Below are 19,611 nucleotides of genomic sequence, written 5' to 3'. Positions count from 1 at the left end.
ACGGCTCCAACTGGGGCCATTTCAGACTGGCACACTCACTGGGGTGTCTACCCGCGCTACAACTGGACCTGCTGGCCGTGCCGCTGGTGGCGCACCCACTACCCCGAAGGGGTGTGCGACTTCTGCGGACGACTCGCGCGGATCGGGAACTCCGGGGCTTGTCGGCTGTGCGTCGAGCAGGCCCAGATGACCCAAGAACCCGGCCGGGCACTCGAGTACGCAAGCGCCAATCGGCACAGCCAACAGCTCTTCTTGGCCAACATGCTGTTCAAGAAGCGCGTCACGCCACGCCTGACACCCGGGCCCGGCCCCCGCGCCCGCAAGGCGGCCGGCGAGCCGTGGAAGAGCCGGTACAAGAACCGGCTGCCCTACCCGGCCGGGACCGGATTCGACGACGAGGCACCGGTCCAGCCGACCCTGTTCGACATGGCCCCCGACCCCGAGGCCGTCCGTCAACGGGTCCTGATCGAGGACAGCGAGCTGACTCGCTTCTGCGCCGCGATCGTCAACGAGCACGCAGATCGCTACGGCTGGTCGGCACGGCAACGCAACGACGTGACCCGCTCGCTGCGGCTTCTGCAGACTCTGCGCGAGACCCCAACCGCGAAGATACGCGCCAGCGACGTCATGCAGCTGCCTCGCTACGACGGCAACATCATCTCCACCATCGACGTCCTCGCCGAAGCCGAGCTGCTCGTCGAGGACCGACCCAGCCGGGTCGAGGTCTACTTCGCGGCCAAGATCTCCAGCCTGCCACCGCTGATGCGCGAGCACCTCGAGCTGTGGCTGCAGGTCATGCTCGACGGCTCCCGACTCGCACCCCGACAAGTACCCCGCGATCCCCAGACCGTCCGGGTCCAGATCTTGGGCCTTGTCTCCGTGGTTGACGCGTGGGTCGCGTCCGGCTACCAGTCCTTCGCGCAGGTCACCCGCGTTGACATTGAGCACGCCTTGGCGCCGCTGGCACCGGGACGACGGCATGCTGCCGAGCTCGCGTTGAGGTCGCTGTTCAAGACCCTCAAGGGCCGGCGCCTGATCTTCGCCAACCCCATGCGCGGGATGAAGCACACGCCGGTCGCAGGGAACATCCCGCTCGACCTGGACCCCGCTGTGATCCGCGCCGAGCTCAACCATCCCGACCCGGTGGTCGCACTCGCCGTCGCACTCGTCGCGTTCCACGCCCTGACTGGAAAGCAACTGCGAGCAGTCATGCTGACCGACATCATCGATGGCCGGCTCACGATCGGTGATCGGCAGATCCCCTTGGCCGCGCCGGTCCGCACTCGACTCGCGGCCTGGCTCGACCATCGCAACCGGCGCTGGCCGGGCTGCATCAACCCCCACCTGCTGGTCAGCAGACGCACCGCGCCCCGGCTGGTGGCCGTCGGCCACAGCTTCCCCTGGCGCGGGATAACCCTTCGGCCCCAGGCGCTGCGCGAAGACCGCATCCTGCACGAGATCCACGCCACCGGCGGCGACGTACGCCGCATCTGCGACCTCTTCGGCCTCAGCGTCGAAGGCGCCGCCCGCTATCTGAAGACCGTCGAGCACCCCGACCTCGCCGTCGACGGCGACCGGGCGCCCCGACCTTGAACTCCCGCAACGGTCATGGGGAGATGGCACGCTCACTGCCCGGACGGTCGCGAGGCGGCTGGTGGTTCGTATCCTTGGTCGCATGGACTCGCCTCGAAGTACCAGCCATTCACCCGCGACCCGGATCGGGGGTGAATGGACCTGATGGACAGTCAGACCCTCCTTAACATCGGCCTCGTCCTTGTGTTCGTCCTCGTCGGCGGCGTGTTTGCCGGGACCGAGATTGCGCTGATCTCTCTCCGCGAGAGCCAGCTGACCCAGCTTGAACGGCAAGGCTCGCGCGGCGCACGGGTCGCAGCGGTGGCGCGAGACCCCAACCGCTTCCTCGCAGCGGTCCAGATCGGCGTTACTGTCGCCGGATTCTTCTCCGCGGCCTACGGTGGCTCCACCCTGGCGCCGGACCTGGCGCCGTACCTCGAGGTCCTCGGCCTCGGGGACGAGACGGCCGAGACACTGGCCCTGGTCGTGATGACACTGCTCATCGCCTACCTGTCCCTGGTGCTCGGCGAACTGGTGCCCAAGCGCCTCGGCCTGCAGAAGTCCGCAGGATTGTCGCTGGTCGTGGCACCAGTGCTCGATCGCTTCGCCACAGTGATGCGCCCGGTCATTTGGTTGCTCTCCGCCTCTACCAATGCCGTCGTGCGCCTCGTGGGCGGGGACCCCCACGCCACAACCGAGCAACTGTCCGAGGACGAACTGCGCGAGCTCGTCTCGCACCACGAGGCGCTGGAGGAGCAGGAACGCCGCATCCTGCGCGACGTACTGCAAGCCACGGAAACCACGGTCAAGGAGGCCATGCGCCCGCGCGGCGACGTCGCATTCCTCAGCGCAGAGACGCCTCTGAACGCGGCTGCGGACCGAGTACGCGACCTTCCCTACTCTCGCTACCCCATCACGGGCGAGGGCTTCGACGACGTGATCGGCTTCCTGCACGTGCGCGACCTGCTCGGGATCGCCGCCGACGACAGCCGTCTCGTCAAAGACGTGCGTCGTCCGGTGCTGCTGCTGCCAGCGACCAATTTCGTCCTGCCCTCCGTCGCCACCATGCGTCAGCAGGGCACCCACCTCGCCGTCGTCGTCGACGAGTACGGGGGCACCGACGGCATCGTGACCCTGGAGGACCTCGTCGAGGAGCTCATCGGGGACATCCGCGACGAGTACGACGCAAAGGAGCCCGTCGGCACTGGCGAGGACCGCGCTTGCATCGACGCCGGCTGGAGCATCGAGGACTTCACCGAGGAGACCGGCATCCCCCTCAAGGACGGCGACTACGAGACAGTCGCCGGATTCGTCATCGCCCGGCTGGGACGCATCCCGCTCGTGGGCGACACCGTCGACGTGGACGGCGCAGTCCTCGAGGTCACCGAGGTAGCCGGGCACCGGATCACCAAGATCGCCCTCCACCCATCCGCACAGCCCGAATGAGCCCAAGATGAGACGATCACAGCGCTGCGGGCATCCCGCTCGCCCCGAACAACAGAGCAGGAGCCACGCATGACCGAGCTGGTCGTAGCGCGCTACCCAATACCGCCTCTCATGAGAACGGCCAACATCTCGGCAAAGGCGGGGCTGATCCTGCTGCTCGTCTTCGCTCTGCTGTTCCCCGACGCCAGTCACATGCGGGACAAAGCCGCGGGTGTGCGAGCCGTCGTCTACCCGATGCTGGCGTTCACGGTGCCAGCGATCTGGGTGCTGTTCTGGAAGGAACGAGCCTCGTTCCCGTGGCTGGCTGACTTCCTGGTCACCATCACCTGCTTCACCGACATCCTCGGCAACCGAATGAACCTCTACGACACCGTCGTCTGGTTCGACGACTGGATGCACTTCATGAACACCGGCCTCCTCGCCGCCGCCGTGATCCTGCTGACCATGCACCGCTCGTCGACCTTCCTCAGCGTGCTCGAGCGTGCCCTGGCCATCGGCGCGACCGGCGCCATCGCATGGGAGATCGGTGAGTACTTCGCCTTCATCAGCGGCTCCTCCGAGCGCCACTTCGCCTACGCCGACACCCTTGGCGACCTGGGCTTGGGCGTCCTGGGTGCCATCACCGCAGCCGCGACCCTGTACACGCTCTGGAGGCAAGGGAAACTGACTGCGGCCGCTCCGCAACTGGAACTCCGCAGCACGGTCGAGTCCGCAGCGCGGTACCGCCAGGCCTGACGGCGGAATCGGCGGAGGTGCTGGGTTCAGCGAACCTGAGCGCCCACATGGGCTCACTACGGCGAGCACGCTCAGGTTCCCGGCGAAAGCGTCAGTATTCATGGGAACTTCTAACCTGCCGCATTCATCCGGCCCGTGGTGTCGAACAATGCGAGCTCGGCCGGATGCAGCTGATGTTGGACAACGAATGAGCGGCTCTTGATGCGCCACAAGCCCTGGCCGGTGCCAAGCGTCGGCAGGAGCGACTGCTCGGTCCCGGTCAATCCAAGAGACGTCGCGGTCGAGCCGAGCTGGTCGGACTCTTGGCGGTAGACGATCCGGGTCTCGGCGTTGGCCAGGAGAGAGGACGCCAGCGCGCGCATTGCTGAGCCCTGGTCGCCGACGTTGTCGAGGTCGGTGAGCTTGTGGAAGATCAGCATGTTCGCGATGCCGTAGTGGCGAGCGAGTCGCCAGTGGGCGTCCATCCGTCGCAGCAGGGCGGGATGCGACATGAGCCGCCATGCCTCGTCGTACACGACCCAGCGCTGGCCGCCCGCGGGATCCAGGAGAGCTGACTCCATCCACGCCGACGCGCAGGTCATCAGGACCGAGATGAGGGTCGCGTTCTCAGTGACGCGGGAGAGGTCGAGCGAGATCATCGGGAGCGTCGGGTCGAACGTCACCGTGGACGGACCGTCGAAGAGTCCGGCGAGGTCGCCCGCGACAAGCCGACGCAGGGCATGCCCGACGAGTCGCCCATCCTCGCTGAGACGTCCATCCGGGTCATCAGTGCGGTCGGGTGCCAGCAGCCTGTCGACGACCATCGGGAGCACGGGTACGTCGGCGCTACGGACCGTGCGGTCGATCGCGATGTCCACCGCTGTGTGTTCCAGCGGGCTGAGGCGGCGGTCGAGCACGGTCTCGGCTAGCGCGCCGACGAGGTCGCGGCGGCGGGAGGCGATCTGGCTGGCCCATTGAGCGTCGTCGAGACCAGAGGGGCGGTGGCCGTCATCGAGCGGGTTGAGGCGGTTGGGCATCCCGTGGCCGAGCGCGATGGCTCGCCCACCCACGGCCTCAGCGACCGCGGTGTGCTCGCCCTTGGGGTCGCCGGGCACGTACACCCGGCGGCCGAAGGGGATGGATCGCGTGTAGAGACTCTTGGCGAGGCAAGACTTGCCAGAACCGACGATGCCGGCGAGGACGAGGTTCGGCGCGGTGATGAGGCCGCGGGCGTAGAGGATCCAGGGGTCGTAGACGAACGAGCTGCCGGAGTACAGGTCCTGGCCGACGAAAACGCCCTCGCTGCCCAGACCGCCTTCGGCGAGGAAGGGGTAGGCGCCCGCCAATGTCGCCGAGGTGTCCTGATGGCGTGGCACGCGGAATCGTCCGGGCGTCCGCAGTGCGGCGGGTCCAGATTCACCGGCGCGGGGGAGCGTCACGGTCGCCCGCTTCTCTGCAGACAGCTCCTCGGCCTTGCGCGTCGCTTCTGTACGCCGGGATTCGCGGTCGGCGGACAGGAGCTCTCGCGCGGCCGCCTTGCGGAGCTTGCGATCGTGCCGCCGTTCCCGGCCTGGCGAGACGAGGACGGCAGAGTGGAGGCGCCCGTCTTGCCAGCCGGTCACAGCGACATCCCTGGCTGGTGCGGTGAGCGCTGAACCGGTGCGAATGACGGGTAGTCGCGGATGTCGTAGGCGATCGTCGACTCGATCTCGTGCGCCCGGTCTACGCATTCGGCGACCTGGTGGATCATCTCGGCGGCTCGATGAAGCTCCCAGGACTCCCTGTACGAGGCTGCGCGCCCGGCGTTGGCATCGCCGTTCATCCATGCCTGTTTGCGAGTCGGCCCGTCGTGGAACTCGCCGAGCTGGTGCAGCGACTGGCTCAGCGACGCGAGGGCGGAGCTGATGGAACCCAGAACTGCGTAGATCGATGTCGGATCGTCGATTGTGCGTGTCGCGTGGGCGAGGCCGCGGACTGCTTCCCGGAGTTCGTCAGCGTCGGCGACCGGGTCGTTGAAACTAGGCATTGGCGCTCCTCGGTCGATGGCTTCTCATCGACGAGGTACGCGGGGGAGTCCGCCGTGTCGCCCGTGGCGGCGGTCGGTGGTCGACCTACCCTGTGGCGGTGGCCGATCTGACGGAGCCTTGCCCGAACTGCGACACCCTGATGCGCTGGGAAACCTCTCACGAGCGTTGCGACGGCTGCGGTTACATCAGGCCCTGCTGTGAGGGCGCTCCCTGTAACTGAGCCGGCCTACTCGTCGGCGGCGTCGCCGATATCCCGGCGGCGGACACGGCGACGCTTGCCGGTCTTGCGAAGCACGGGCCAAGGCTCGCGCACTGCGCGTCCGTTGCGGCGGTTCTTGTGAGGCTTACAGAGCTGGCAGCCCTTGTGCTGCCGGTGAGGCGAGTGCGCCATGGTGACGACTCCGATCCGTGAACAACACCCGCCACGGAGGGCGGGGTTGGTGCGGGATCTCGGCCATGGCCAGAAGGTTACGCCGGACGCCCGACACGTTCCGGGGAACAGAAGACCCCGCAGGCGTCTCGGGTCACCTGCGGGGTCTGGGCAGAATCCTGGATTATGCCGTCGGCCGTTGTCCCCGGAATCGAGATTTCAAGGTGGTTCCGGCGTCTCTAGACGCCGCGCGCGAGTGGCAGCGCGGCTACGGCAAAGCCCTGAGCCTGCTGTCCCCAGAGCCGACGGGTCTCGCATGACGCTTGGATCGCTGCTTGCTCGATCGCAGCGACGGCGCGCTCGAGCTCGTCAGGATCGCTCGCGCTGACGGCGACGAAGCCAGTGGCCCGGAGCACGCCGTGGCCGGCGGTCAGGTCCGCCTCCTGTTGGAGGACGTCCTGGTATTCAGCCGCCTGCTGTGCGTCCTCGATCTGCCCGATCTTCTGTCGCTGGGCGGCGTCGGAGATGCACTCCGTCTTCTTCCTGCGGATGTCCCGAGCCGCTCTGTCTGTGCGCATTGGCGTGTAGAGGCTCGAGAATGTCCGCCGGATCCCAGAAGAGAGGAGGAGCGGTGCGAGGAAGCCAGGGAAGACCAGTGAGCGCGGCCACTCGCTGATCCAGAGAACGCAGTGGTGCGCCGAGTCGCTACGAAGGCTCCCCCACGACTCGGTCACAGCTACCGGGCCGGCTGTCGCCAGATCACGGCCGACATCGCCGTGCCGCTCCAAGGCGCCGGCGACGGCCGGGTCGTAGGCCGAGCGAAGAATGAGGGCAAGGTCGCCAGGCGTAAGCCAGTCCGAGGGGGAGAGGTCTGCGGACCGAAGGGCCGCGAGCGTAGTCGCCATCTCCTGGCGGAGTACCGCGGCAGCGCCGCGGTTCCCGCCACCTGCGGCCCGGATCGCCCGACCAGCCGTCTTGATGTCGAGCGAGATCGAGATGGTGCTGGCGTGACGCTCGCCAGCTGGACCGGCGCGGTCGACGAGCTCGCCATACGTCGTCGCTGCCCACGTCTCGGAGCGGTTCCCATGTTGCTCCCACCAGTCCGCGAGGCCCTTGCCGGAGTCGGGCAGGGTGCGCTCCATGACCTGAAGCGACGCCAGGCGTCCGGATCGGCAGGCGGTCGCGAGCACGCGCCCCCAGCTGACCACCCGACGTTCCTGCTCAGCAGGGTCGAGGAGCACGAAGGCGGGGTGGGAGACACCGACGATTGCGGTCAGCGTGGCGGCGTGCGGGTCGTGGACCATGACCGCCCCGGTTTCCGGATCGACCCACTGCCTGAGCCGTGCGGCGTCGCCCGGGAGCGCGAGCGTTCCTGCCGGGCGCGGCTTGGCCACCCGGCGGCGATACAGCAGTTGACCTCCGGCGGAGCGCCAGAGCCAGCGTGCCCCGATGGGTCCCCACTCGATGATCTTCCGGCCACCGACGCCGACGAATGCGAGCACGACGAAGACGAGGATGATCGGGAAGGTCATGACGACCGCGCCCAGATAGAGACCCAGGATCAGGGTGCCGGCGGCCAGGCTCGCCATCACGAGCTGCGGACCTGACAAGCCGAGGAGGATCCCGCGCTTGGTCAGCCGCGAGAACTTGATCGGTGTCAGCGACGGTTCGGCGCTGCTCGACGTACTCACTGCCGATCACTTCCGTCCGGCGGTCTCGGCAAGCGTCGAGTCCGCGACCGGCGGAGGGACCTTCGACGGCGCCGCCGAATCGTGGGACTGGGCTTGGCCGGTCGCCTCGGCGGCGACGAAGCCTCCGAGACGCGGCCCAGCAGCAGCCGCTTCCTTCGCCACGACCGCGCCCGCGGCGACCGCACCGCCCGTGGCGGCGGCGCCACCCGAGCCAGCGGCAGCCGTAGAGCCACCGGAACCGCCGCCAGCGGTGGCGCCGCCTGATGTGGTCCCGGCCGGTCCGCCACCGCTCGCCGTGGGCGTGACCGCGGGCGATCCGCCGGTGGTCGTACTGCCGTCGCCGTCCCCGAGGATCTTGGCGGGCTCGCTGCCGGTGCGGCGCGAGAGCGGGATCGGCATCGGCCGGTTCAGCGACGCCTTGGCCTCCTGTTCGGCCGACATCGCGTGGTACACGTCGAAGCCCATGAAGGCGATGGCCTTGTAAGTCAGGTACGGCGCGAACCCGGCCATCAGCATCAGCACCACCCCGGCCATCGGCTGACTGACGGATTCCAGGTCCGCGTCGATCGGAGCCGATACCTGAGCGGTGGCAAGTAGGAAGATCACCACCAGGACGACCTTCGAGAGGATCATCGCGATCACGAAGGTCGCCCAGCGGCTGAGCCAGGTGCGGGTGTGGTCCCAGCTGGACCCGGCGAGGGCGATGGGCGCGAACACGATCGCGATGAGCAGGAGGGCCTTGCGGATCAGGAGGCTGATCCAGACCACCATCGCGCCGATGATCGCGAGGCTGGAGAGGAAGATCGTCAGGATCGCACCAGCGCCTGGGGCGCTGAGGTTGATGGCGCCGAGTCCGGCGGCGAGTACGGCGACCTTGTCGCCCATCTCGTTCATGTTCGTTCCGGCGGCGTTGACGATGCCGATGCAGAGTTGGTCGGTGATCTCGAGAGCCGTCCCGAGGAGTGCGAGGGCGACGAAGGATCCGAGGATCGATTTCGCGAGTCCGAGCGCGGCTCTGGAGAGCGCGGCTGGGTCGCGCCGGATCATGCCGCCGATGACCTGGAGCATGAAGAAGCCGAGCATTACGAAGACGCCGACGCCGAACATGATGTTGTAGACATTCGTGTACTCCCCGCTGGTCACGTCGACGAAGGTGGTGGTGTCGATGACCTTCCAGACGGAGGTGAACATCCACTCGGCCGCGCCGCCCATGCCCTGGGCGAGCCAGTCGAACGGCGCTGTCACGACCGCACCCGCCGCGTCACCGGCGGCGTTGCAGACCTCGTGGATCACCGGCACGTCGCAGACACCCATGATCGATCCCTTAGACCTGCTGGCCGACGTTCCAGAAGAAGTTCACCAGCGTCACGGAGGCGCCGCAGACGATAGCGGCGCCCAGGGCTACGAGAACGCCGAGCTTGCCGCGCCCCGCGAGATGCGGGTTGGACGAGTTGGCTCCCAGCGCCCACACGATGGCCGAGATGATCAGCGCCAGTACGGCGAGGACCAGCCCGACCGTCATCGAGGCTCCGACGATCTTCTTGAGCTGGCCGATCCCAGGCAGTCCGTTGGAGTTCGGATCGATCTGGATGTCGAGGGGAAGCAGGAGAGTTGCATTGAGAAGGTCCATCGGGGACTCCAGACGTCGGACGGGCGGACGTCCTAGAGGTGTGCGCCGATGTCCAGCAGCCAGTTCGCCCAAGCCAGCGCGGCGCCGGTGAGCGTGGCGCCGCCGATGGAGACGAAGCAGCCGACCTTGGCCTTCTGGGCGGTGTGCCAGCTACCGGAGTTGGACGCGATTGCCCAGGTCGTAGCCGAGGTCACGAGGATGAGTACGGCGATGATCAGGCCATAGGTCAAGAGCGCGCCGACGATGGCTCGGAGGTCACCGGCGCCGCCGACTGCACCGAAGTCTGGGCCGACGTCAGCCCGGACCAGATTGCGTGGGCTCATGGTCCTCAGGTGCGCCGCAGAGACCGAGCGCAGCTTGCGGGTCGAGTCCTCAAACGGTGGCCACTTCCTGGCGGTCAACCCAGCCGGCGAACCGTCATGACCTCACCCGCGAACTCACCGATCGTTCCGTAGCGGACGACGTCGCCGGTCCGGGGCGCATGCAGGATCCGTTCGCCCCCGACGTAGATCGCCACGTGGTGCGGCCCGTCGGCGCCGGGATAGCTGAAGAAGATCAGGTCTCCGGGTCTCTTGTTGCTCCAGGCGACGCCTTGTCCGGCGTGGATCTGGGAGCCGCTGTAGTGGGGGAGGCGGATCCGGCCGCCGGATGCTTGATACGCCGCGTGGAGAACGAGGCCCGAGCAGTCGAACCCGCCTCCGGTTGGTCCGTTGAAGTCGCCGCCGCCCCAGACGTACGGCTTGCCGAGCTGTGTGGCTGCGGCCGTGACGAAGGCTCCAGGGAAACCGGGCGGGAGGTTCGTGGGAGGCTCGGTGGCGGGCTGGGCACAGTCCAGGTCGCTGGTGAGCGAGACGCCGCTGAGAGCGCTCAGCACCTTCTCGGCGATCGGCTGGTTGACCGCGTACCGATCCGGATACGCGGAGACCTGCACCGCCTGCGCTGCGGCGCCAGGATCCATCGACTGCCAGCCGTCGATGTCGAGGAGCCCGCGCGGAGACCCATGGTTGGGTCCGTTGGGCCCGCCGTAGAAGGCACGGGACGACCAGACCGGGTCCATAAGGTTCTCGACGGTTCCCCAGCCTGCGGCCGGTCTCTGTTGGAACATGCCGACGGAGTCGTGGTCGCTGCCGTCACCGTCGTTGGGGATGTTCGCGGAATTGGGGTAAGCGCTCGTGTTCGACAGGGCTCGGAGGGAGGACTCCGTCAGGGCGGTCATGATCGCGATGAGCTGACCGCGCGCCGGGATCTGCTGCTGGTTGCCGACGGCGGTGATCGTCGCTGCCCGCGTGAGCTGCTGCTTGTTGAGGGTGACTGTCTCGCCGTGGGTGTTCGTGGCGGAAAGCCCCTCCGGGACAGGGCCAGAAACGCCGAGGCTCGAGGCCACCTGGCCGTCCCACATGCAGCTGCCTGATCCTGCGGCTGCCGGGCTCACGAGTGTTGCCACCCCGAGGACTGCGGCTCCAGGCGCAAGTAGGACTGCGGCTGCGGCGCCGACGGCGAGGACCTTCATGCCCATCCGGGCTCACCTCAGCGGATTGTCGAGCTCGGAGAGGCGCAGGACGTGGCAGCGCTCGAAGGACGGCTGACAGGCGACGAAGATCGTGAAAGAGATCGGGTACGACGACTCGGCCACCTCGCCGTTCCAAACTCCGGTGCGCTGACGGGTACCCATGATGGTCACGGCTGTCGTCCCTGGGCGCAGATGCCCGTGTGCTTGCTCGACGGCGTCGGACCAGGAGTCGGGAACGTACGCCTCATCGACCTCGATGGTCTGCTCCACCTCCATCGCACCGAGGTCGAGCCATTGCTGCACGGTCGGGAGGTACGTCGCAACGTCGGCCAGCAGGCCGGGCGTCTCCTCACCGGAGGGATCGGCGTCGGCCAGGACTGCCGAGGTGTAGTCAGTCGGAAGGAACCCTGCAGTTGTGTCCCAGTCGAACAGCGAGACCGCCACGGCACGCGCGTAGGCAACGGGGTCGGTCGTGTGCGGGAGCGCCCGGTTCTCCAGGCCGACGGCAGCGTCGGTCGGATCAGCAACAGCCCAGACCTCTGTCTGTCTGGCATCGGGTGACTCTGCGGCCGTCTCGCCGGGTCCTCGCACGAGCCCGTAGACCCCGACGGCCGCGGTGATGAGGGCGAGTGCGCAGCCCAGGAGAAGCATGATCTGGCGGCCAGTCAGGTTAGACATCGGAACTCCGGGCGACGTGTTCAGGGACGTCCGATAGGTGCGCCGGCTATGCCGATGTCGCGGCGTGCCGCCTCGAGGCAACAAGTTGGTCGCGGAACGCGATCGTCGCTGTCACGACGCGGTCGAACCGCTCCCAGTCAGTGCGGCTGAGCTGGGCCGCCAGGGCGTCGACGTCGTACAGCTCGGTCCAGCCATCGAGCTCTGTCCAGGTGAGGTTGAACGAGCGAACGCTGCGGAAGTGGCTGCCTGGCCCGTGGCTGCGCTTGAGGTTCTTGCGGCCCTTGTCGCGCACCTCCCGCTCTGCACGCTCGCGCGCCTCACGAGCCAGCCGCGCGAGATCCGTCTCCTCCTCCGGCTGAGGCTGTTGCGCCTGGTCGAAGGCTTCCTTGACCTTGAGGTAGATCGGCTTCACGGGCTCGCCCTGCTCGATCCTCTGCAGCGCGTCGTTCGCCAGCGCGCGGATCTCCGGTGGCGTGGCCTTTCGGGAGGCCCAGTCCATGAGCGCGCAGACGCGTTCGTGGGTGTTGTACGACGCCTTGCCGGTGATCGCCATGGCCGCCTGTGACCGGGCGTCACCGGTCTCTCCCGGCTCCGCACCGGGTGCGGACCCGGAGCCCCCGAACTGGGTCGCCTGCATCCGCCGCTCCGCGTCCTCGGCTCGAAGCGCCTTCAGCTCTCGGTAGAGCGCTGCCTTCTCGAGCTCGTTGAGCGGCTTGTGGAGCTGGTTCTCATCCTGCTCGCCAAGCAGCAGCGAGAGCCTGTCGGAGATCCCGGACCGCACCCAGACATTCATGGTGCGCCAGCCGAGCCGGCGTACGGCCTCCAGGCGCCGCCACCCGCACACGAGCACACCCTCGGGGGTGATGGTGATCGGCTGGAGCAGGCCGAGCCGTTCGATCGACTCCATGAGTGGCTTGAGGTCGCCGGGGTCCTTGCGGTGACGGACGCCGACGGTGACCGAGTCGAGCGCTCGGTCGAGTTTGATGTGGCCGCGGGTGTCAGGCATGGATCCGAGCCTCCGGTCGAGGAGCGGTCTCGCTGATCTCGAAGACCAGGAGGTCGTCGTCCAGGAGTTCGGCGACCGGGTGGCCGATGAGAAGTCGCAGAAGGACGCCGTGGCCGTCCGACGTACAGGCCTCGTCGGGGTTCGGATTGCCAAGCACGATCCGCAGCACCGTCGACCATGCCTCTTGCTCGATGTCGAGGAGTGCCCGCGCGGTGTGGTCGCGCCGCAGGGCCGCGTGTGCCTTGGGACGTGATCCGGACTCGACGAGGCGGGCGGAGATGTAGTCGAGCGTGCACGTGGCTGTGTCCCGCGGCCAGCCCAGCGCGGTGAAGAGGTCGATCGTCGCTTCGACCGCTTCGTAGGCGCCCGTCGGCGGAGTCTCGTCCGGGTTGAACGGTTCGACGGCGAGCGCGGGAAGGAAGTTGGGCAGGTCGGCTTCCGTGTCGCAGAACCGGCGTACGTCGTGGTGCCTGGAGATCTCCGGCCGCCTGGCCTGGTCGATGGAGCATAGGAGCCCGTCGGCGCGCTCCTCGGCAATGAGCGTGACCTTGACCGCCATGGTGACGACGGCCCACGGGTCGTCAGCTGTGCGGACGGCGTAGGTCCGCATGGCCTCAAAGGCTGCCGCGGCTCCGGCGGTTGGGTCGCAGCGGTGCTTGATCGCGAGCGCCTCATACTTCCGGGCGGCGTAAAGCATGAGGTCGTGGGCCTCGGCGTCGTACTCCCATGCGTTCGGTCCGGACACCCGTAGACGGACGAGAAGTCGACGCAGCCCAGTCGCGGTTTCGAATGAGTGCTTCACAGCGACAGTCCCTCCGTCCGGTGTGCCGCCGGGGTCGGCGCGGGGGAAGGGACACCTCGCTGGAGGGCCCGCCGCGTCGTAACGCGAGTACGCCGTGCGCGGCGGATCAACTCGGCATGGAGGTCGATGCCGCGCCCGACCATCGGAGTGACGTACGACGCGAGCTCGGTCGGCCGAACCCATGCGATGCCCTTGGGTGCCTTCGGCGGTGCCTGCGCTTCAGTCGCGGGCAGCGACGACGGATCACCGTGGCGAGCGAGGGTGCTCGCGCCCGCTTTGGTGTTCGGCACCGGCGCCGGCTCCGGCGGCTCGGGCGGCCGGTAGCTGTGACGGCGGTACTCGGCGTGGGTGTTCACAGCTGGATCGCCTCATTCCTCTGGGTAGGGCCCAGGCGGCTCCCAGGGGCGAGCCGGGAAGCGGTCCGGAAGGCGGAGTCGATGGTCGACTCGATCTCCCGATCGGGAAGGCCGGCGTGCTGGGCTGCGGGCATCAGGGAGCTGACAGCGTTCGCGCGGCTCTGGCCGTCCTCGGCCATGCGGCATGACGCCCAGAAGAGTGCGCGGTTGCGACCGCCTTCCGGAGTCAGCGCGACCACTCTGGCCAGCGCCTCAGGGCGGCAACCTTTCGGAGGAAGCCCCGAGGGCGGTGCTACAGGCCGACGAGGGGGCTCCAGGAACTGGCGAAGCCTGACCGCGTCCAGCGACTTCGCCGGGTGGGTCGCGACCGCGATGACGTCGTACGGCCTGAGCGCGCCGTCGACCTCGATCCTCGAAGGGGGAGCGATGATGTAGCCGCCATCGCCCCGGAAGTCGACGTGGGCGGAAGGCGCCTGCCAGGAGCGTTGTTCCTCGTCTGGCTCGGCGGGGTAGTAGGCGTGAATCCCACCTGACGGAGTGCGAACCAACCAGCCCCAGTTCTCGGCGAGCCCTTCGGAGCGAGCTCGCTCGAACGCAGCGAACCCGCTGCCTCCGGAGTGGACATCGACGTCGACGATGAGGACGCTGGTGCGGGCGCCGGTGGGCAGACCGATGTTCGCGTCGGGTGTTCGCTGCCACCACTGATGAACGACACGGGCCGAGGACGTCGCGTCGTGGAAGCCGTTCGGCGTGAGAGGCTGCTTGCCACCTGGGACGCAGGGAAACACCGGGATGCCCAGATTGGCGTAGCGGATCGCCGCACCCGCGAGGGTCGGTTCGGCAGCGACACGCTGCATCGTCGAGACGGTCCACTCTGGGATCGGGTTTGCTGGGTTGAACATGCCCTGAGAGTGGCTCTGCGGCGTTACCGGAATTGGGTAACAAGGAGAGGGAACATCGAGGGGAACGCCGCGTTTCCGCAGGTCAGAGGCGTTCCCTAAGTTGTGTTGGGGAGGGTCCCGATAGCTGGTTCCCTGGCCCGTAACGGGGTCACCTAGTTGGCGGTGATGGCCGGGATCGGGGAGCCGTGGGCCAGTCCGTTCGCATCCTCGTAGTCCCAGAGTGCCCACTCGTAGCCCGCGATGAAGGCGCTGTCAGTTTCGCCGTGCTCCGCGAGCCAGCGGCGTCCCGCGTCTGCCGATCCCGTTTGGAGAGCGATGGTCCGGCCCGCGTTGTAACCAGCCATGTACTGCTACTCCCCAGGTGTCATTGCCACGCATCGAGTCGAACACATGTTCGAGTCCCGGTCAAGATTGAACTATTGGCCAGAATCGTGGAAACGATCATCCGGTGCGGCGACGACTGGAGCTGCGGGTTGCCCAGTCCTTGCTCTCAACGATCTGCGCGGTGCGCGGCGGGACGTCGATCGGCGGCAATTCGTCGTCGCGGCGGTTGAAGACCTTCTCGCTCAGGTCCTGGTTGGCCGTCTCATGGCCACCGGCTGCCTTCTCAGCTTGGACCATGTCGAGCTGCGCGACCTCGTCGTACGGCGACGCCATATAGGCAACCTGGGCAGCCCATAGGGCGAGGTCGGTGTCGCGTGCGGCGAGAGCGTGGGTGGTGACGATGTGGCCGACGTCAACGATCGCGCTGGTCATGATGTGGTCCCAGCGGTCGCCGTCCAGCAACCAGTTCCAGTGGCCTGCGCGGAGGTCGGTGAACGGCTCGCCGCTGACGAGTCGGAGTGCCGCGATCAGATCCTCGATGCCGGCGGCCCCGCGGGCCTGCCCTCGAGCCCTGAGGCGTCGGAACAGGTCCAGGTCGCACAAGACGCCGTTGAGCCTGTAGAGAGCAGGTGAATCGGGGCTGGGGCCATGCTCCGCCTTAGGCAGGTAGGGCTCACCGGTGCGGAGATCGTTCCCTAACCATCGACGTAGCTGGCTCATGTCCACCCGGACGCGCTCGGGGCGGATCCCGAATGCTTCGGCGACTTCATGGCCGGAGACACCATGTGGGTGGAGCGCGAGGAAGGCCAGCAGTTCGACGTAGAACGGCCGCCGATGTGCCGTTGCCTTGGTGTCGCCCGTCGTCCTGGCGCCCACGGGCCCGAGGAGCGTCAACTTCACCGACGACAACGTGGGCGACTCCCAGCGGGCGAGGTCCTCATCGAGGTTCGGGTCCGCAGCCTCGACTGCCGGGCCGGCCTCAGGCTTCGCGAGCGGTGCCAGAGCATCGACGTCCTCGACGGTGGTCGCAGCTGCGTCGGCGTAGACGGCTGCTTCGAGCGGCAGCAGGGCGTGGTCGCCCGCTGGTCCTTCGGGACGCGGGTCCGTCAGGTCCTCCACGAGGGCGCCGCCGACGTCCGCCACTGCCCCTTCATCGTCCCGTTTCGGGACTGATACGACCGCGTCGTCAAGGGTGAGGTCGAGAAGAAGGGCACACGCTCTGGCTTCCTCACTGCTGAGTCCGGCAGCGGTCACGTCGATATCCAGGCTTGTGACCCGGAGACAACCGTCTGGTGTCAGTTCCAGATGGGATCTCGACGGTCGAAGTTCGCCGCGGAGGTCGACGAGCGCCGCCGAAGACCGACCCGGGATGCGCTCGATCAGGTCTGCGAGCGTGTCGAGGTCGGGGGTCGCATGGTCGGCGGTGGCGATGATCGCGGCGTGGAAGTCGTCGGGCTCGACGTTCGCCGGCATGGAGGACAGGTCGCGGACGAGGCCCGCGATGAACTCGGTGTCGTCCGTCGGGTGCGTTCGGACCCGACCGAGGTTGAACGACGCTAGGTCAGACCCGAGCCCGAGGACGTCGACCGTCGTCACGAACGACCACGGGTTGACGGCCAGTTCAGCTGCCACGTGGCGTGCGAAGGAAGCCTTCCGGTCGCTATCTCCGGTGACGGTCACCGTTCGGAGCTCTTCGAGGTTGAGGAACACGAAGGAGCCGTCGTCGCGCTGGCCGACGCTTACGAGGAGCGGGTACGGCGGGAACGAGTCCTCGGGGCGTTCCGGCACTGCCTTCAGATCGATCCGCCATTCGGTGCGTGCCCCGGACCACGGCTCTGGCAGTTGGGCTGGCTCGCCAAGAGCGAGGGAGATCTCGTCGGCTGAGAGCGTTGCCTTGACCAGACGAAGCGACGGCACGGATCGCAGCGCGGCGTCGAGTGCGTCGATCCGGGGCGCGATCACAGATGCGGTGGCCCATGCCGTCTTCTCGGCGGGAACGAGCTCGGCGGGCGGGGGAGGGACGACCGTTCCGGGACGCCGATGGCGCAGTTGGGTTCGTCGCTGCGCGCGCAGTGCGATCCAGAGCGCGCCGCCGAGGACCGCTCCCGCCCCGGAGAGGCCGAGGACGAGCCAGCTGGGCGCGACGCTGTCATCCGGACTCTGGCCCGACTCGTCGGAGTCAGCCTCGACGTCGCCGACCGGTTCAGTAGGCGTGCCCTCGGTCGGAGGCGGAGTGGCATACGGCCCTTCTTCCGGCGGCTTCGCGTGCTTGGGTTCCCGTGATTCCGGCGGCGGCGTCTGTCCGGGGATGGTCAGCTTCCAGCCGGGCAGGATCAGGTCGGGATCGGCGAGGCGGTCTCCGTTGGGCTGGACGGTGTTCCGGGAGGCCTCGTAGATCGTGGGGTAGGCCTCGGCGTCGCCGAGTTCGTCCTCTGCGATCTCCGAGAGGGTGTCGCCGGGCTGCACGACGTAGGCGTCTGCCGGAGCGGTCTCGGCGACCGGCACTCGCAGGATAGTGCCCGGCAGGAGGAAGTCGGGACGGCCGTCGAGGAGGGCCTCGTTGAGCGCCACGAGCTCGACGTACCGTGTGCCGTCGCCGAGGCGCTCTTCGGCGATCTTCCAGAGGGTGTCGCCACGCTTGACCGTGTACCGCTCGACCTCTGGCTCCTTCTTCTTCCCATGCTCGACCGTTGGCGCAGGTGCAGCGGCGGATGCGGACTCCACCATGAGTCGGGTGTCGTCGGGCAAGGGTGCAGATGTCGCGGCGGCCTCAGCCCTCGGCTGGGGCAGGAACGCGGTCGCCGTCGGCAAGGCGACGAACAGCAAGGCAGCTGCCGCGACGAGTCGATCTGCCGCGAGCTGCGGCACGGCCAGTCCCGGCAACCGCGGTGCGCGGATCCCCCGGACCTGAGAGACGATCGATGCGACGACCTGGCAGGTGAACACTGCCCAGGCGATCCAGCAGACCGTCGCGATCAGCTCGACCACGAGCGTCCCGTCGTCCGGTGCCGTGAGTCGCGACCACGCGAACTGCGCAAGGTCCGGAACCGCCTCGATCGCGACCAGGACAGTCGGTATGCCGAGCACGAAAGCGACAAGGGCCAGCGTGGCTGCCAGGCCACGCAAGCGGGAGTTGAGCGTGCTCATCGCTGGCTACCTCCGAGGGTGCGGATCAGACGAGCCGTCGCGGTGCCCGACACGTCAAGACGATGGATACCGATCAAGCCCAGGAACTGCGGGTCGTACGAGTCGTGCACGGTGACCGTGATCGTGTCGCCGTTGGTGACCTCGACCGTGCCGGTGACGCCCGCGGAGTCGAGGTAGCGCTGAGCCGCGGCACGAGCCGCAGCTGGGCTGATGGTGAGCTCGCGCCCCTGGATCGCCGCACTGCCCTCGACCTCCTCGCCGCCGGCGCGAGCCGCTTGGGCTGCCACATCGTGGGCTCGCTCGTGGGCATGCACCTGGCCGCCGAGGTCGACGGCGAGTCCGACGAGGAACATCATCACGAAGCTGGCGAGGGCCAGCCAGACGGTGATCGAGCCGCGCTCGTCGCGCCGCCGGCTCATCGTTCCCGCCAGGTGTCGATCGGGCTGGACATGGTCGCCTGCATCACCCGCGAGCCGGGGACACCCGGGACCGCCAGGTCGGAGAGGTTCAGGCGGCAGGAGACCGTGACGTCGACCGAGCCGGGCACACCGGGCTGCTTGTTGAAGTCGTCGGTGTCGACGCTGACATCGACATCGGAGCAGCCGATCTTCTGGTTCGCGATACTCGCTATGGCAGCCGCGCGAGCGTCGGCGCGTGCAGTCTGCGCGTCCCGCGCCAGCGAGGCTGACCTGGCGCCGTCCGCGGCAGCCGACTGAAGCGCCTCGTGGGTGGTCGCCGTACGCCCGCCGAAGATGATCAGGCCGACAAACACCGCGAAGGCAGGGACGCCGATCGCAGCCTCGATCGCCGCCGAGCCGCGCTCGTCTCGCCGCGTCATGGTGTTCCCGCCGCGTTGGGGGCAGTGAGCCGCTCAACGGGGACCGACGCGCTCTGGGCGATCCGGACGTTCCAGCCGGGGATCACGCTCAGGCTGAACCCCGTGACAGTGACTGTCGCGGTCGTGGTCGTGCGATTGGCGGTGGACGAGGTCCCGGTGAGCACGTCATCGCCACCAGCTTCAGCGAGGAAGTCGTTGGCCGCGCCGACGCCGTCGGCCTCCCGGCCGTGTTCAGCACCGGCCGCTCGTGCGCCCTCCTGCGCCGCGGCGATGGCCACCGTCCGCGCGTGGTAGTAGAGCGCGGCCTGCATCCCAAGGAACATGACCGCGAAGAGCGCGGGCAGCAGGATGACGAGCTCGATCGAGACCGAGCCCCGGTCCTCGCGCCGCCGGCGGCGGCTACTTGATGTTGCCGGCCTGACTTTTGACATAGGTCGTCACGGCCGCGACCACAATCCCGACGATGGCGATCACAGCGACAGCCCAGAGCACATGCTCCGTGCTCACCGAGCCACGCTCGTCCCGCCGGGCCGCTCGCAGGTCGTCATACGAGGTCAAAACCGCCAGTTGAAGCAGGATCAGGACTTTCAACATGAGT

The 19,611-nt window shown here is 67.9% G+C and carries 21 protein-coding genes; 3 read left to right on the top strand and 18 right to left on the bottom strand.

Translation table 11 applies throughout. From position 1 onward, the window contains the following. The 3 genes from E7Z54_RS21645 to E7Z54_RS21635 form a co-directional block, all read left to right on the top strand. On the top strand, window positions 1-1,593 hold a 1,593-nt coding region (locus tag E7Z54_RS21645; RefSeq protein ID WP_206056454.1), incomplete at its 5' end, for a hypothetical protein. Window positions 1,594-1,737: 144 nt separating this feature from the next. After that, a complete protein-coding gene (locus tag E7Z54_RS21640) occupies window positions 1,738-3,018 on the top strand; it encodes a hemolysin family protein (protein ID WP_136436795.1) in 1,281 nt (426 codons plus the stop codon). Between the two features lie 69 nt (window positions 3,019-3,087). Beyond that, complete coding sequence (locus tag E7Z54_RS21635) at window positions 3,088-3,753, top strand: hypothetical protein (RefSeq protein WP_136436794.1); 666 nt, start codon at window positions 3,088-3,090, stop codon at window positions 3,751-3,753. A 110-nt stretch (window positions 3,754-3,863) separates the two neighbouring features. On the opposite strand, the gene E7Z54_RS21630 is transcribed toward E7Z54_RS21635, so the two are convergent. The 18 genes from E7Z54_RS21630 to E7Z54_RS21545 form a co-directional block, all read right to left on the bottom strand. Beyond that, window positions 3,864-5,108: an ATP-binding protein gene (locus E7Z54_RS21630; protein ID WP_431188820.1), complete on the bottom strand. Its 1,245-nt coding sequence runs from the start codon at window positions 5,106-5,108 to the stop codon at window positions 3,864-3,866. A gap of 242 nt (window positions 5,109-5,350) precedes the next feature. Further along, window positions 5,351-5,758 carry a hypothetical protein gene (locus tag E7Z54_RS21625; protein ID WP_136436792.1) on the bottom strand — a complete coding sequence of 136 codons (408 nt, stop codon included), beginning with the start codon at window positions 5,756-5,758 and terminating at the stop codon, window positions 5,351-5,353. Window positions 5,759-6,368: 610 nt separating this feature from the next. Then, window positions 6,369-7,820 (bottom strand): SCO6880 family protein, encoded by a 1,452-nt coding sequence (locus tag E7Z54_RS21620; RefSeq protein WP_136436791.1) that lies wholly within the window; start codon window positions 7,818-7,820, stop codon window positions 6,369-6,371. A gap of 6 nt (window positions 7,821-7,826) precedes the next feature. After that, on the bottom strand, window positions 7,827-9,134 hold the full coding sequence (locus tag E7Z54_RS21615) for a type IV secretion system protein (RefSeq protein WP_136436790.1): 1,308 nt from the start codon (window positions 9,132-9,134) through the stop codon (window positions 7,827-7,829). A 10-nt stretch (window positions 9,135-9,144) separates the two neighbouring features. Then, complete coding sequence (locus E7Z54_RS21610; protein WP_136436789.1) at window positions 9,145-9,450, bottom strand: DUF6112 family protein; 306 nt, start codon at window positions 9,448-9,450, stop codon at window positions 9,145-9,147. Window positions 9,451-9,482: 32 nt separating this feature from the next. Beyond that, window positions 9,483-9,773, bottom strand: coding sequence for a DUF6112 family protein (locus tag E7Z54_RS21605; RefSeq protein WP_136436788.1), 291 nt, complete (start codon window positions 9,771-9,773; stop codon window positions 9,483-9,485). A gap of 74 nt (window positions 9,774-9,847) precedes the next feature. Then, window positions 9,848-10,849 (bottom strand): C40 family peptidase, encoded by a 1,002-nt coding sequence (locus E7Z54_RS21600; protein WP_136436787.1) that lies wholly within the window; start codon window positions 10,847-10,849, stop codon window positions 9,848-9,850. Between the two features lie 123 nt (window positions 10,850-10,972). After that, window positions 10,973-11,638 carry a hypothetical protein gene (locus tag E7Z54_RS21595; RefSeq protein ID WP_136436786.1) on the bottom strand — a complete coding sequence of 222 codons (666 nt, stop codon included), beginning with the start codon at window positions 11,636-11,638 and terminating at the stop codon, window positions 10,973-10,975. 46 nt (window positions 11,639-11,684) lie between these two features. After that, window positions 11,685-12,644 (bottom strand): ParB N-terminal domain-containing protein, encoded by a 960-nt coding sequence (locus tag E7Z54_RS21590; protein WP_136436785.1) that lies wholly within the window; start codon window positions 12,642-12,644, stop codon window positions 11,685-11,687. Next, window positions 12,637-13,389 carry a serine/arginine repetitive matrix protein 2 gene (locus E7Z54_RS21585; protein ID WP_240769834.1) on the bottom strand — a complete coding sequence of 251 codons (753 nt, stop codon included), beginning with the start codon at window positions 13,387-13,389 and terminating at the stop codon, window positions 12,637-12,639. Before E7Z54_RS21585 ends, E7Z54_RS21590 begins: the two co-directional genes overlap by 8 nt. A gap of 53 nt (window positions 13,390-13,442) precedes the next feature. Then, entirely contained in the window at window positions 13,443-13,802 is a 360-nt protein-coding gene (locus E7Z54_RS21580) for a hypothetical protein (RefSeq protein WP_136436783.1), read from the bottom strand. Further along, window positions 13,799-14,704, bottom strand: coding sequence for a bifunctional DNA primase/polymerase (locus tag E7Z54_RS21575; RefSeq protein WP_136436782.1), 906 nt, complete (start codon window positions 14,702-14,704; stop codon window positions 13,799-13,801). Before E7Z54_RS21575 ends, E7Z54_RS21580 begins: the two co-directional genes overlap by 4 nt. Before the next feature lie 152 nt (window positions 14,705-14,856). Continuing rightward, on the bottom strand, window positions 14,857-15,048 hold the full coding sequence (locus tag E7Z54_RS21570) for a hypothetical protein (RefSeq protein WP_136436781.1): 192 nt from the start codon (window positions 15,046-15,048) through the stop codon (window positions 14,857-14,859). A gap of 97 nt (window positions 15,049-15,145) precedes the next feature. After that, window positions 15,146-18,175, bottom strand: coding sequence for a LysM peptidoglycan-binding domain-containing protein (locus E7Z54_RS21565; RefSeq protein ID WP_136436780.1), 3,030 nt, complete (start codon window positions 18,173-18,175; stop codon window positions 15,146-15,148). Next, a complete protein-coding gene (locus E7Z54_RS21560; RefSeq protein ID WP_136436779.1) occupies window positions 18,172-18,594 on the bottom strand; it encodes a TadE/TadG family type IV pilus assembly protein in 423 nt (140 codons plus the stop codon). Before E7Z54_RS21560 ends, E7Z54_RS21565 begins: the two co-directional genes overlap by 4 nt. Next, window positions 18,591-19,013 carry a TadE/TadG family type IV pilus assembly protein gene (locus tag E7Z54_RS21555; protein ID WP_136436778.1) on the bottom strand — a complete coding sequence of 141 codons (423 nt, stop codon included), beginning with the start codon at window positions 19,011-19,013 and terminating at the stop codon, window positions 18,591-18,593. Before E7Z54_RS21555 ends, E7Z54_RS21560 begins: the two co-directional genes overlap by 4 nt. After that, entirely contained in the window at window positions 19,010-19,444 is a 435-nt protein-coding gene (locus tag E7Z54_RS21550) for a TadE family protein (protein WP_136436777.1), read from the bottom strand. The genes E7Z54_RS21555 and E7Z54_RS21550 overlap by 4 nt, the downstream gene beginning before the upstream one ends. Next, entirely contained in the window at window positions 19,413-19,607 is a 195-nt protein-coding gene (locus E7Z54_RS21545; protein WP_136436776.1) for a hypothetical protein, read from the bottom strand. The genes E7Z54_RS21550 and E7Z54_RS21545 overlap by 32 nt, the downstream gene beginning before the upstream one ends. Window positions 19,608-19,611 lie beyond the last annotated feature (4 nt).

Origin of the sequence: Nocardioides sp., from assembly GCF_004803405.1 — a bacterium.
In the GTDB taxonomy this organism is placed as follows: domain Bacteria; phylum Actinomycetota; class Actinomycetes; order Propionibacteriales; family Nocardioidaceae; genus Nocardioides; species Nocardioides vastitatis.
Note: the sequence above shows the minus strand (reverse complement) of the source record. Positions and strands in the feature narration are given on the sequence as shown.